Source organism: Bacillus cereus group sp. MYBK220-1 (genome assembly GCF_051916445.1).
Lineage (GTDB): Bacteria > Bacillota > Bacilli > Bacillales > Bacillaceae_G > Bacillus_A > Bacillus_A cereus.
Genome location: NZ_JBQAGQ010000006.1, coordinates 89767 through 104008, shown reverse-complemented (window position 1 = coordinate 104008; position 14242 = coordinate 89767). Strand labels below are relative to the sequence as shown.

The window sequence follows — 14242 nt, the reverse complement described above, 5'->3', positions numbered from 1 at the left end:
CAAATCTCAATTACACTACGTTTCTTTCCATACAGCATATAATTCTTCTTAATCTAAAGAAATCCTTTATGAAAAAGGATTTCTTTTACTTCTTAATGCTTTTTAGCCATTTTTCAAAAATTTGTACCATCCCATGTTTTCCAGCTAATTTCTCTTCCCCTTGTTTCGTCTTATATGGATATAACTGCAAGAAAACACCGCATCCAGACTCAATTTTTTTACTATGCATATGGCTTCCTGGATATACACAAATGACTTCATAAATTGACCTTCGATAATAGACTCGCTTTCCATCCTGTTCTTCTACATACTTTATAGACCAGTACTTATACATTTGCTCAGTTGCTTTCGTATTTCCGACGTGCTGAAAAATATTGTACATTGGACTATACTTCACTTCAATAATAATAGAAGATTTATATACGTATTTCCCATCTTCTTTTACATAACAGTCTAAGCGAATATCTGGCTTCTTCGTATCCTCACCATTGTAAAAATTACTACCTTTACTTAATGCAATAAGAGGATGTGTTTCAATTAAGTCATTAAATGCGACATGCACCTTTATATCATCTCGTTCTAAAACTACTGTCGTTCCATCTTGTAATCCATCTACATAAAAATGTTCTTGTATTTGTTCACGGATGGAGTTTCTAGCCTCAAAACCAATTTGCTCTAAAAGTGAAATAACGATAAAAAAAGCGTAATATTCATACACTAAAAACGTTGGCTTATAAACAAATAATAATGATGGAGATTGATCCGTATATTGCGGGAGTACTTCTAAATGATGTAGTAATTGTTGATGTGGTATCGGTAAATCATGTAAGTTCATGTTACTTGTTTCAGTAACTTCCCTCCAAAATGAAGAGTGCATTAACATTTGAAAGTATTGTACATTTTCATGCACAATATGCGCCAATATTTTATATTCTTGTATTTTCATTGAGCTCTTTCGTAAATCGGCTTCTTTTAGTAAATGTATATTTTTATATTTTTGCTTCTCTCTATCGGTTACTGATCCATTACGCTCAATTGTTTGTATAATCGTTTTTACAGCTTGAAACTCTTCTGATTTTTTCTTTTTTTCTCTTTCTAAGATTTCAATTGTTTGACGTAAAAAACTTTTAGCTTCAATTAAATAATGATAAAATTGCATCGCTTTATATTTAAGAAATGCATTTTCCTTACTATTTTTTTGTTCCATAAACTTACGATTATAATGTTTGGCATAAGGTTTTCGTTCTGCCACTATAGTTCCTTTTCTTGTTGGCTTTCGCTCTTTTCCTTCCCATTTATATTCATTTATAAAAGTTGATCTTGATTCTATTTTCTTAAAGATTTGCTTTATCATTTTCATTTTTTGCGGTAACTTTCTAAGTAACACTAAATAAGAAGAATCCTCAATATCGCTAAGTGCAGAGAAGGTCTTTTTATAGTAACCTCTATCCAAAATCAACTCATTTAAAATTGACTTCACATAGTCTTGAATCATTTCAAATTGATCATCAAAAAAGTTTTTCGGTACGATTTGAAATGCGCCATAATACGTTGTATCTTCTATACGCACTTCAAAATGGTATAGACCACAGCGCCATGGATAAAAGAATTCTGTTTTCCCATGTTCATATATTAATACTCTTTGTTTTTTTTCATTTATTTCATATTGAGCCTCTTTTATATTTTTCTGTCCCTCATATACTTTATTCCATATAAAAGTAATATTCATTGGGATTTCATAATTGTACTGTAATCTTATTGGTTTTAATTCTTGTACTTTATAAATACATTGAACTAATGCTGTAGTAGATGTACAAAGACGATTTAATAAAATATAATCTCCTTTCCCTTCATTTCCAATGATTAACTTTAATACAAAAGGGAGCGTTTCATTCGTATCAACGATTTTTGTTTCATAACGCCCTTCATTTTGCATATCCATACAACTCCAGTTCTCTACGTTTTTCTCGTATATATGCTAAAGAGTGTTCAAATGTAGATACTCTGTTTGCAAGTGTAGATTGCAAAAGAGGTACTAAGGTCGCCCCCCTTTTTGCTTCTTCAGAAAGTAAAGGCCCAACCATCATTTCGGTCCCTCTGATTTTCGTCAATACACGCTGCTTTATTTGTAAATCAAACCCCTCTTCTCTACTAATCATATAGGTATGGTTATTTTGAAACGGTATGTTTTGCAAATAAGTCGCAATTGCATTTGCACATCGGAAAGAAATTCCCTTAGACGCGTCATGTGATGACAATACGACATGCAACTTATCTAATAGCTCTAATTCTTCTTCAGAAAACACTTCAATCATCGCTTTATTTCTCATCCAATTTATCCGAAATTCTCCCGCCGTTACTTTCAAAGGTGGATGTAATACGACTTTCCCCTGTTCCATGCCCATCTCACAAAACGGAATTTTCTGTAACGTTATTAGGTTCGTTCGGTCTAATAATCGATCAGAGAGCTCTTTCGTTGTTTCATCAAAATTTACAGTACCTACAAATATAATATTTTCTCCAATTTCAATTGTTGATGGAATTGAATTCTCTATGTCCTGTACACCCTCATACAAGTTTAAAATACGATTTTTTGTTTCAAGTTCAAGAACAGATAGAAACGGAGTAAACCAATGCTCAATATGAGACATGTTCATTTCATCAAAAACGATTATATACAGTTGATTTGGATTTTCTTTCGCCTTCATTAACGTCCTAACTAACTTCGCTTCAGATTCAATAAAAGTACCATTTGGATGAAGGTAACCAAGTAAATCATGTGGTTCTTGATACGATGGCGAAATTGGAATCCAAACCAACTCTTCCCCATACTGTAACCCTAATGCTTCTGCATAAGTTTGCACAAAACGTGATTTTCCAACGCCCGGTATACCACCAAGAATCGTTAACATATTTGTTTTTACACTTATATGGAAATTATAAATATCCGTTTCATCCAAATATAACCCTTTATTATGCACCATACTTTGTACATACTGTAAAAAGGACGATTCACGCTCATCCCATTCCCATTCATCTTTTTGTATTTTTATATCCTCTACTTCAACTAGCTTACCTTCTTCATGCATTCGTTTTTTTAATTGCTCATACACATAATCACTTACAAAATATAATTGATCTTCTACCGCTATTTCTACATACTTCGTCCAGTCACTGCAGTTTATATATTTACATTCACGTTTCTGTTCAAAATAGGCGATTGAGCTAATTGATGACTTTAGGGATATGTTTCCGTACAGTCTTCCATCGTGCCACAATAATTCAGGAGGCTCAAAGTCTTTCGGAAATTTTGGCATAAGAAATGATAAATAACCGTTGCTAAGTTTTCGCTCTAAAGATTCTCTTTTTTTATGATTTGTAACTTTAGGTGCCGGAATCATTTTATAGCTGCTTGCTATTTCTTTCGGTTCTTCTGTACATATTAACTCCACGTATACATTTCCTCTTTCATAATAAAGACGAAACATTACTAATTGCTTTTCTAATTTCCTCTTCTTTAATTCCGAAAAGATTTTTTCATTCTTTTTATTGCTACATAACCCTTCAAATACATATGGTTCATTTATAAATTGTTCCTGTAAAGTGAATGGTATTGGCGATAAGCATTGCACAAAAAAATTCTCTCCACTCTTCTCTTTCTCAGCTTTTGTAAATTTCCCTAAAAATCTCATATAGTACATTCGTTTTATAAAACTTGGCTGAAGAGCTTTATGTAATTTCACCTTAGTCACCTTCTTTTTTCATACTATTCTTAGTGTATGAAAGAAACGAAAAACTAGAAATAAAAAACCTGACGTTATCCGCCAGGTTCAAAATAAAAACTTATATTAATGAGAAGGAAATGCTTTTTTCTCTTGTAAAATTGCATTATGAGCAATTTTCATTTTCGCAAGTACGTAACGTAATCGATCTTCAGCGTTTTCATCTTTACTTATTTGTAATTCCGCCAAATTTTCAACAGAACTTGCTAAATTTTCAATGACTCCTCTTAGTTCAGGATGATGATTAAAAAAAGATTCTTGCACTAATACTTTCCTTAACTCACTAGCTAAATCAATTATTCTAGACAACTGTTCTTTTTCTTCCATTCTCATCCCTCCTGAATATCTTATGTAGTAAATATTCTCTAAACAAAGAAAAAAGCCCTTTAAATGAAAAGGACTTTTTACATTTTTATATTTCCAGTTAATAACATATACATGGATGTGATAGCCGCAACAATAATTGCCCACATCACATACTTCTCTGCACCTACAAAGCAACGGTTCCCTTGTTCTTTTCTTGCAAACGTGTAAACAATAATTCCAATTCCATACACAATTGAAACGAGTAGTAAATTCTTTAAACCAGCTGCATAAAGAAGCCATACAGAGTAAATAGAAGCAATTAAAGCTAACGCTCCGTTTTTTAATTTAGCGTCTTTTAACTCGTTTGTAATGACTAATTTAAATTGGAATAACGCTGATAATAAATATGGTAATAAAATTGATGTTGATGCAATGAAATACATAATTTGATATGTTGATTCCGAAAACAAAACGATGATAAATATAATTTGGGCAACACCATTTGAAATCCATAATGCCATGTGCGGTGTTTGCTTCTTATTTGTTTTCGTAAAGACTTTCGGAAATACGCCATCTTTTCCTGCTACATGAGAAATTTCAGAAACAAGTAAAAACCAGCCAATTAATGTACCGACAAGTGAAGCAACTAATCCGATGTTAATCGCAACTGCACCCCATGGACCAACAACGTGCTCTAATACATGTCCCATTGACGGAGTTTCTAACACAGAAAGTTCGCCTCTTGTCATAGCTCCCATTGACAGGACAGAAATTAAAATATAAATGGACATTACTAAAATAAGTCCCAATACTGTTGCCTTACCAACATCTCGACTATTCTTCGCTCTTCCAGATAATACAACCGCTCCTTCAACTCCAATGAAAACCCAAAGTGTTACAAGCATTGTATTTTTCACTTGACCAAGTATAGCGGAAAGTGAAATCGTTCCTTCTCCCCAAAAATCATGTGTAAATGTGTCCCAGCGAAAGGCTGTTACCATTACAACAATAAATAAAACGATTGGAACTAACTTCCCTATTGTTGCGATCACATTCATAATAGAAGCTTCACGGATTCCAAATAAAATTAAAAAATGAAGTGTCCATAATAAAAGTGATGCCCCAACGATAGACGCAACATTATTTCCTCCTTTGAAAATTGGAAAGAAATAACCTAATGTACTAAACAGTAACATAATTGTTGCGACATTACCTAAGATTCCTGCTAGCCAATATCCCCAAGCACTATTAAATCCAATGTATTCACCGAAACCAGCACGTGCATAACTATAAATTCCACCTTCAAGTTCCGGTTTTTGTCTTGCTAACGTTTGATATACGAGCGCAAGTGGAATCATTCCCATCGCTGTAATACACCAGCCAATTATTATTGCACCACTGTTTGCTCCTACTGCTAAATCATGCGGTAAACTAAAAACACCGCCACCAACCATTGTTCCAACTACTAATGCGATTAATGGAAAAAATCCTAACTTCTTTTCTATTTGTACCACCCCATCTGTCATTCTAGGTGTTATGTTCGTTCAACTATTAAAGTCACCTTTTTCTCTAATAGACGTTTCTCTTATATTTTTTCAGGAAAACATTACTTATTCTAAAAGAAAATGAGCAAAAATGGAATACTTTTTTGAAAAAATGTATAAGTATGCACAAAAAAACCGCTCATTTTGTAATGAACGGTCATTTCAAACATATAAATTTGTATATTTCTTGTAAATTTAACGAAGTAACTTCTCTTTTTGTAAAAATTGTTTTGCGACTTCTTCACTACTTTTACCATTTACGTTAACTTCATAATTCATTTTTCGCATTTCTTCATCTGTAATCTTTCCAGATAATTTATTTAATACCTTTTCAAGTTCAGGATATTTCTGTAACGTTTCTTTTCTTAATAATGGTGCTCCTTGATAAGGTGGGAATAACCCTTTATCATCTTTCAGCACTTTCAGTCCGTATTGCTCCAATTCACTATCTGTTGAATATGCATCAATTACGTTAACATCTCCAGATTCAATTGCGCTATAACGCAGCTTCGGCTCCATCGTTTTAACATTCGAGAACTTATAGTTATATAATTTTTGCATTCCTTTATAACCATCTTCACGATCAGCAAATTCCAATGTAAATCCTACTTTGGCTTCCTGCGCAACATTCCCTAAATCAGAAATTGTATTTATATTCTTTTGATCTGCTATTTTTTTCGGCATAGCTAGTGCATATGTATTGTTATACTCCATTGGCTTCAACATAATCATATTATATTTCTTTTCCATTCCAATGCGAGCCTGCTCATATACTTCATCACGATTTGTACTCTTTGGTTCTTCTTTCACGAAAGTAGATAAAGCTGTTCCTGAAAATTCTGGGTATATATCTACTTCCCCTGATTTCAACGCTTCAAATACAAATGCTGTTTTTCCAAGACCTGGTTTTAATTGTACGTGTAAATCTGTATCTTGTTCAATAAGCTGCTTATACATTTGAATTAAAATTTCAGGTTCTGATCCAAGTTTGCCCGCAATAACAATATCTTTCTTTTCTGTACTCCAAAGAAATGGAGAAGCAATCATTATACAAACAATACATATCGTCAATATAACACGCTTAGAAGAGCGTTTCGGTCGTTCAAGTATGCGAAGTACTATATCAAAGAATAAAGCGAGTAACGCGGCTGGTACGGCCCCTAAAATGATAAGTGCATGATCATTTCGATCTATACCTAATAGTATAAGCTTACCGAGCCCACCAGCACCAATGAGAGCTGCTAATGTAGCCGTTCCAACAATTAATACCATCGCTGTACGAATACCAGCCATAATGATAGGCAATGCAAGAGGAAGTTCTACCTTCCACAATCTTCTCCAACTATTCATCCCCATAGCTTTCGCGGCTTCTATTAGAGATTCATCTAATTCCCTTATTCCTGTATATGTATTTCGTAAAATAGGTAATAGTGCATACACAACTAATGCGATAATCGCTGGAAGTTTTCCGATTCCTACTAATGGAATTAATAGTCCGAGTAATGCAAGTGATGGCACTGTCTGCATTACTGCAGAAGTTCCTATTATAAATTCAGCCATTCGTTCTTTTCTTGTTAATAAGATGCCAAGTGGCACCGCTATAATTACTGCAAAAAATAATGAAATAAGCGATATTTGTAAATGCTCACTTAATGCAGTTAGTAATTCTATTTTTCGTTCTTGGAACGTTTGTATAAAATTAGTCACTGTTTAGCCTCTTTCCTTCATTTGTTCAACAATGTAATTGACAATATGACGACTTGTTAACGTTCCAATATATTGACCGTTTTTTTCAACTGGAACGACCTCCTCATCACGCACACGAACTAACGCTTCTTGTAAAGAAGAATGTAATGATAGCGCCTGCCCTTCTAATTGCACACTTTGATCGAGCGGCAATACATCTGCTATACTTTTCCCCTCATACCAAGTTCGCCCACGATTTCCAATGAATTCCTCTACAAATTCATTTTTCGGATTATGTATAATTCCTTCTGGTGTATCTAGTTGAACAACTTTTCCTTCTTTCATAATACAAATGCGATCTCCAAGTGATAATGCTTCTTGCATATCATGTGTTACGAATACGATTGTTTTTTGAATCTTTTTTTGCAACTGTACAATATCCTTCTGAAGCTGTTCCCTACTTAATGGATCTAACGCACTAAATGGTTCATCCATAAGAACGATTTTCGGGTTTGCAGCTAATGCTCGCACGACACCGACACGTTGTTTTTGTCCTCCTGACAATTCATCAGGCATACGATTTCGATAAATATCCGGATCTAATCCAACCATATGTAACAATTCATCGACGCGTGCTTTAATTTCTTTTTTGCTCCATTGCCTCATTTCAGGAACAACTGCAATATTTTCAGCAATTGTCATATGAGGAAACAAAGCAATCTGTTGCAACACGTATCCTATATCCCAACGTAATTCGTTTATATTATATTGTTGAATATCTTTTCCATCGATTAAAATCGATCCTTCAGTCGTTTCGATTAAACGATTAATCATCTTCATTGTCGTTGTTTTCCCGCATCCACTCGGACCGATGAGAACAAAAAATTCTCCCTTTTTAATTTCTAAATGCAATGAATCCACTGCTTTCGTGCCATCTTCATACGATTTTGACACATGATTAAATTGAATCACAAATACAACTCCTTTAATGTTGTTTCCTTTATTTTGATGGAATATGGCATTCATTTCAAATGATACGCTTTTAAATTAAAAAAGAGCTCACATTTGAGCTCTAACGGTCGAACAATATTGTTTTCATAATAGCAGCATATTCGCGAACATACATTTTTCTCTTAGAACGAATTGGTGTTTCAGCAGCTAGTGCCTCCATCTTCATGCCTAAACGCTTTGCAATTATTTTCGTTCGATATAAATGATACGTATTACTTACAACTACCGCATGTTTCACATTATATAAATCCATACTAAACTTTAAGTTTTCATACGTATTTGTAGATTGATCTTCTATTAAAATACGACTCTCATCTATACCGTGTACCATTAAATAGTTTCTCATGCTGTGAGCTTCCGGTATATCTTCATCTTCTCCTTGACCACCTGAAACAATTACTTTCGCTTCAGGATGTGAAAATAAATACTCCAACGCTACATCCAAACGATTTTGAAGAGATAAAGACGGTCTATCTCCAAATAACTTTGCACCCAGTATAAGAACGTACGGAGAGTGATAGCTCAACTTTTCACGAGCAACTTTGTTCATTCTAAACGTCATATAAATGATGTATAGTGGCGGTAATAATAAAATGATAAGAAAGATCCATTTGTTCATAAATAAGTTTGCACTCCCTTTCTTTTTATTATACAGAAAAAGAAAGGGCGGCAGAAGTGTTTTTTTAAACGATTGATTTATTAGAAATATTCGCCGCTACTTTACGTTGTGATAGTACATAATAAATAGCGATTCCTAATGAGAAGATCAATATGCAGCTTAATACGTAAAACGGAAGCATTACTCCGGCTTTAGATACACCCGCTGTAAACAGCATTAATAATACAATTCGTATTCCAGTACCAATTAGGCGAAATAAGCTGTCTACACGTCCCATTACTTCGTTTGGAATTTCCTCCATCATCAATACATTTCTCGCCACTCTTGTACCCGCATTTCCAACTGCATGAAAAATTGCAAGTCCATATAAGAAAATTACGGAAGGTTCAATAATCATTGCGGTAATTGAAATTACATAAATGAACATCGTCATAACGATTGAAACTTCTGTTTTGATATATTTCATTATGAGTGGAATACAGATTCCTGCAACAACCGCTCCAACCCCGTACATCATCCCCTCTATTGCGTATACAGAGGCATTGGCTTTAAGTATATCCGAAATATAAACTGGTATTAAATAATTTGCCATCATAACACCTATAAACGGCATATAAGTGGCCAGTAAGAACCAAAAGAGCTTAGGACGTTTTTTCATAAAGTGAATTCCTTCAAACAATTGCTTCTTAAATGTTATTTTTCTTTTCACTTCTTTTTTCTTTACGTACGGTATACATAAGAAAAGAAAAAATGCTCCAGCAAAAGTTAACATGTCTACTAACAAAATCCACTTCAAAGATACAATTTCAATTAAGAAGCTCGCGGCCGCTCCAGAAATAACTTGTGTTAACTGTCCTTGTATTTCCATCGTTCCACTTAAACTTTTATAATGTTCTGCTTGAAATATCTCTTGGTTGAACGCAAATATTGTAGGATAAAATAATAAATAGTAGAATGATCCGGCTATATAAATAAGAATATAGTGAATAGAATGATAAGGTTGCCCAGCAAATCCCCATATAACCATTATTCCGATTACGGCTATTCCGATTCCTTCGTTACATAGCAATAAAGATTTTCTTGAAAAACGATCAATACTTTGCCCAATGAATGGTGTTAATAAAAACATAATGAGGGTTGCAATGATAGAAACATAACCAAATGTTGTCTCTCCTCCACTCTCTTTAATTAACAGCCAAGGAATCGTTATCATAACAATTCCGGAACCAATAGCAGATAGACTATTGGCTCCTAGAATGTAATACAAGCGAGAATCATGATAAAGTGAGGACATATCACTCCACTCCTAGTTGTTTTTTCACCTCTTTATATACGCTCATATATGCTTTCAATTCTTTAACTACATCATGAATTAATGGTTTTGCATCTTCCCCAAGTTCACCATCTTGCACATGTAATCCATCAAGCACAACTTGTTTTGGAATTGCATTTGCATAAACACCTCTAGCGACCGTTCGCATGCTGTTTAATGCATTTATTCCACCTTTACCGCCACCAGCAACCGCTAACAACGCAACTGGTTTATGAATAAATTCACTACTACTTAAGTAATCTAAAGAGTTTTTCAGCGCACCGCTCATCGCATTATGATATTCTGGTGTACATAATACAACCCCATCCGCAGCTTTCACTAACGTTTTTAATTTTTTTACTGCCTCTAAATCACGTTGCGACTCTTCTCCATTGTATAAAGGTAACTCCTCAATTGCTAAATCATATAATTCCCCTTCAAATTGATCCGCAATATATTTTGCCACCACGCGAGTTCTACCAAATTTTCTTGGTGTACCGTTAATAACGACTAGTTTCATGATTATTTCTCCCCTTTGTTTTCAAGTTCTACTTATATATTATCAGAAATTTCTATACAAAACACAATATAAAGAGTTAACTTGTTTCATAAAATAGTATGATAAACAAAAAAGAACTCATACTTTCGTATGAGTTTCGTACAATTACTTTGATTCATCTCTCATGCTCAATGTACCTAAACTTTCATTTGCTTCAAAATGATTATATGCTTTTTCCGCTAATCTTTTCCGTTCTTCTGGTAATTCTATATATTTCATTACGTTTTCAATTATTTTTTCGTACGGAGTAAATACAATTCCTGGCCACTCTACCTCATCTTCTGGATTACTATTTTCGGAAATAATAAATTTCTTATTTGCGACTGCATAAGATACGCGAGGTGTTTCAAGAATTCCTGATAAGTAAAAATGAATATTTAATATAATTTTAGCTCTAGCAATCAATTCATTTCGAACAATTCCCCACGCATTATTTTTAAAAACTATATTTAAATTCGGGGCAATCGCTTTTAGATGATCAAAAATAGCTTGTCGCCTCGGATTAAGAGCACCTATAAACAGAATATCAATATCTTCAATAATCTTATCTTCAAACGCATCTTTTTTTATTTCCAAAGTTGGAGCATAGTTCATTTCTACATGTTTTATTTCTTTTCCTACCCCTTTTTGTTTAAGCCATTCTATATTTTGTTTACTATAATCCCAAATCACTCTATCTTTTAATAATATTAAATAAAGGGGATGCGCATATGGACTTCCTTCGTATAGCTGTTCTAAATTATAAATAATTGCATCTTTCGGAAGAAGGTTCGGGTTATATGCGTATGTATGGGCTCCAAAAACAACTGTATTCTTTACATTTTCCAGTATTGTTTCTGATATAATTACTGTATTTCCCTCCTGCTCCAACCGCCACTTTAAAGCTCGCGCAACATCTATGAAACTACCGTATGTCTTTGGGCATATAAAAAGACAATAATCATATTCTTTATTCAAATAAACTTCCATTAATCTTAAATTATTTTTATATAGATCTACATCCGGATGTTTAAGTACCAACTCATTTGCATGTTTTCTTGCTACTTTATATAATCCAGCATAATAAGCAGCAATGCATCTTCTTAATTCGATTCTTTCCCGATCTTCATCTAATACATCCATGTTTAAAAGAAGATTTGCGATACAGTACGCTTTTAAATGATCACGATCATAATAATAGTCTAGTAGTGGCATCAATTCTTCATACGTATTTCCATGCACCGATTCTCCTAGTTCAATCGCCCATCGCATTAATTCCATGATTACTCCACTACTCCTTTAATCGAAAATGTATTTAATAAAATTTCGCATTATTCTCTACTATATTTGCTATATGAAATGGAATCTTTTCTTTTATCGATTCCAAATACTTTTGCGACACCGCCCCTAAATGTTTTTTATGAGGTATATAGAAAGCACTAATAGAAATTTCATAGTCAAATAAGTAATCATACACATGATAATCTACAAATAGTAGATCATCCTTTGGAAAAGGAATTTCCTTCCCTTGCAGAGCATACATCAAAGCAATATTGTTTTGAGATCGTAATCGATACAATCTTGCAAGTTGGTATAATGGTTCAGCCCGGGTTGGTCTATATTCCCACGCTTTTTGAAAATAAAAAACAGCTAACGCTAAATATTGCTCTTCTTGCCCTTTAACAGTTTCTTTTTCATCAGCATCTGTCACTTCATTTTGTTTATTTGCTGAACGATTTGCTAACTGCTCATAACAAAATCCTATTCGCAATAACGAATAGAATACCTCTTCAACCCAACCCCCTGCTTCCACTCGTTTTTTATACCATTTAATCGAATCTTCAAATTGACTTAAATGAAAATAAGTCTGAGCTAAATAAAATAAATATCTTATATGCAAATCTGGCGTTGTTTCTGGGTCGTTTATTCCTTGTAACAACAACCTCTCATCTCTTTCAAATTTATCAGCTTTACTCCCGCCATCTCCGGGATCATTCACGACAAGAGTCTCTAACCGATCTAACTTCGTATTGTAATTCGCTCCAACTTTTGAGCGATCTATATCCCAATACTCATGAGTAACACCGACAGATTTCCATGGTAAAGAAGCTTTCAAAAGACGTGTAAGCCAATATTTAATATGAACATCATATTGCAATGTAAGATAATGATCTTCCGTTAAGCTCGTTTTATCGAAATTCGGATCAACCTCTAAAATCATATCCGCATCTAATATTAATAAATAATCTGCTTCTGGATATGTTTTTTGCGCTAATGAAACAGCTAAACTTCTGTTATAACCAAAGTTTTTAAACGGCTCATGATGAACCGTCCCAGGTATCTCATTTTCCTTACACCAATTTTCAATAATTTCAGGCGTATTATCCGTCGATCCAGTATCACAAATAGAAACATAATCTACAATTGATTTTGTTGCATTTAAACATCTTTCCATAATTCTAGACTCATTTTTGACAATCATACAAAGACATAACTTTTTTTCTTCCTTTACAGACTTCACTTGCTCATTTCCCATTTAACCACCTCATATTTTATTAACACGCTCTTCTCATATGTAACAACATTTTTTAGCTATACTGATGACATAAGCACCCTTTTACTATTTATGAAAACTTCATTTTATTTATTCTTACTTTTATGTTGGGACATATTTCATGCTTCGCTCTATATTTGATACAATCAATACAAAAAAACATAATACGGGAATCCGTACCTTTCAAAGTCTAAGAGGAGGTTATATTTTGTTGGATTACATTTGGCTAGATGATAAATCACCAATTTTAGAACAACTACCAAGTAATTTTAAATCTGCAGCTATATTGCTACATCCATTTGTCCAAATGCCTTTAGGATGGGAAAAGTCTGTGAGAAAAAGACCATATGAGCACATCTATCCTAGCGCTGAAGAAATCATTCACAATGGGAAATCCGTTTCTTGGAAGGAAATGATGTCTTGTAGTGGATTACATTCATACGCAGACCTAGCAATGGCCATGTTGACTTCCATTAGTGCCTTTTCAGAAGAATATAAAAGAGAGGATTTAGCTGAAAAGCTACATTCAAACTTTAAAAAAAATCTTTATTATCCAACAGAAGATTATACGTCTATATTTTTATTACACAAATTACTTAAACTCCTCGGTTCTAAAGGTGCAAAAAATCTATATTTCTCTGAACCAATTCTTGATACAAACGGATTATTACAGGTAAATAATACTACTCCATTAGATATTTGGGACATTAGCAATAATGAGTTAATTATTACTGGAGAAGACAATGAGTATGCGTTTATGAGTATATACGATTCCTTTACAACCTTATTATTAGCTAAAGAAGAAAATATAGAATATATTGTTCAATCAATGAATGTTGAAGCTGTCATTTGTGACAAAAAAACGATGATTGATTGGTATTTTTAAATTA

At 33.6% G+C, this 14242-nt stretch carries 12 protein-coding genes; 1 reads left to right on the top strand and 11 read right to left on the bottom strand.

Annotated elements, in window-relative coordinates:
• Window positions 1-85: 85 nt before the first annotated feature.
• The 11 genes from ACTFRU_RS22235 to ACTFRU_RS22185 form a co-directional block, all read right to left on the bottom strand.
• Window positions 86-1936: a hypothetical protein gene (locus tag ACTFRU_RS22235; RefSeq protein WP_139849492.1), complete on the bottom strand. Its 1851-nt coding sequence runs from the start codon at window positions 1934-1936 to the stop codon at window positions 86-88.
• Complete coding sequence (locus ACTFRU_RS22230) at window positions 1926-3743, bottom strand: AAA family ATPase (RefSeq protein ID WP_000766194.1); 1818 nt, start codon at window positions 3741-3743, stop codon at window positions 1926-1928. The genes ACTFRU_RS22235 and ACTFRU_RS22230 overlap by 11 nt, the downstream gene beginning before the upstream one ends.
• Window positions 3744-3848: 105 nt before the next feature.
• Window positions 3849-4109: a hypothetical protein gene (locus ACTFRU_RS22225; protein ID WP_000391445.1), complete on the bottom strand. Its 261-nt coding sequence runs from the start codon at window positions 4107-4109 to the stop codon at window positions 3849-3851.
• Between the two features lie 77 nt (window positions 4110-4186).
• Entirely contained in the window at window positions 4187-5614 is a 1428-nt protein-coding gene (locus ACTFRU_RS22220; RefSeq protein WP_440037868.1) for a basic amino acid/polyamine antiporter, read from the bottom strand.
• Between the two features lie 213 nt (window positions 5615-5827).
• On the bottom strand, window positions 5828-7339 hold the full coding sequence (locus ACTFRU_RS22215; RefSeq protein ID WP_000181014.1) for an ABC transporter permease/substrate-binding protein: 1512 nt from the start codon (window positions 7337-7339) through the stop codon (window positions 5828-5830).
• 3 nt (window positions 7340-7342) lie between these two features.
• A complete protein-coding gene (locus ACTFRU_RS22210) occupies window positions 7343-8290 on the bottom strand; it encodes an ABC transporter ATP-binding protein (protein WP_000614085.1) in 948 nt (315 codons plus the stop codon).
• Window positions 8291-8390: 100 nt separating this feature from the next.
• The gene (locus ACTFRU_RS22205; RefSeq protein WP_001045713.1) at window positions 8391-8948 is read right to left on the bottom strand and encodes a YdcF family protein; all 558 of its coding nucleotides are present in this window, start codon (window positions 8946-8948) and stop codon (window positions 8391-8393) included.
• 64 nt (window positions 8949-9012) lie between these two features.
• Window positions 9013-10242 (bottom strand): MFS transporter, encoded by a 1230-nt coding sequence (locus tag ACTFRU_RS22200; protein ID WP_139849491.1) that lies wholly within the window; start codon window positions 10240-10242, stop codon window positions 9013-9015.
• A 1-nt stretch (window position 10243) separates the two neighbouring features.
• Entirely contained in the window at window positions 10244-10780 is a 537-nt protein-coding gene (locus ACTFRU_RS22195; protein WP_000780355.1) for an NADPH-dependent FMN reductase, read from the bottom strand.
• A 144-nt stretch (window positions 10781-10924) separates the two neighbouring features.
• Complete coding sequence (locus ACTFRU_RS22190) at window positions 10925-12079, bottom strand: DNA-binding protein (RefSeq protein WP_088362953.1); 1155 nt, start codon at window positions 12077-12079, stop codon at window positions 10925-10927.
• A 34-nt stretch (window positions 12080-12113) separates the two neighbouring features.
• A complete protein-coding gene (locus ACTFRU_RS22185; protein ID WP_440037867.1) occupies window positions 12114-13334 on the bottom strand; it encodes a glycosyltransferase in 1221 nt (406 codons plus the stop codon).
• Between the two features lie 139 nt (window positions 13335-13473).
• Here ACTFRU_RS22185 and ACTFRU_RS22180 point away from each other — a divergent pair, with 139 nt between their 5' ends.
• Window positions 13474-14238 (top strand): DUF2711 family protein, encoded by a 765-nt coding sequence (locus tag ACTFRU_RS22180; RefSeq protein WP_139849490.1) that lies wholly within the window; start codon window positions 13474-13476, stop codon window positions 14236-14238.
• Window positions 14239-14242 lie beyond the last annotated feature (4 nt).

Bases quoted from the DNA above. Each gene is read 5' to 3' on its own strand.
- ACTFRU_RS22205 (WP_001045713.1), bottom strand. From the start codon at position 8,948: ATGAACAAATGGATCTTTCTTATCATTTTATTATTACCGCCACTATAC.
- ACTFRU_RS22190 (WP_088362953.1), bottom strand. From the start codon at position 12,079: ATGGAATTAATGCGATGGGCGATTGAACTAGGAGAATCGGTGCATGGA.
- ACTFRU_RS22220 (WP_440037868.1), bottom strand. From the start codon at position 5,614: ATGACAGATGGGGTGGTACAAATAGAAAAGAAGTTAGGATTTTTTCCA.
- ACTFRU_RS22185 (WP_440037867.1), bottom strand. From the start codon at position 13,334: ATGGGAAATGAGCAAGTGAAGTCTGTAAAGGAAGAAAAAAAGTTATGT.
- ACTFRU_RS22200 (WP_139849491.1), bottom strand. From the start codon at position 10,242: ATGTCCTCACTTTATCATGATTCTCGCTTGTATTACATTCTAGGAGCC.
- ACTFRU_RS22180 (WP_139849490.1), top strand. From the start codon at position 13,474: ATGCTTCGCTCTATATTTGATACAATCAATACAAAAAAACATAATACG.
- ACTFRU_RS22195 (WP_000780355.1), bottom strand. From the start codon at position 10,780: ATGAAACTAGTCGTTATTAACGGTACACCAAGAAAATTTGGTAGAACT.
- ACTFRU_RS22235 (WP_139849492.1), bottom strand. From the start codon at position 1,936: ATGCAAAATGAAGGGCGTTATGAAACAAAAATCGTTGATACGAATGAA.
- ACTFRU_RS22225 (WP_000391445.1), bottom strand. From the start codon at position 4,109: ATGGAAGAAAAAGAACAGTTGTCTAGAATAATTGATTTAGCTAGTGAG.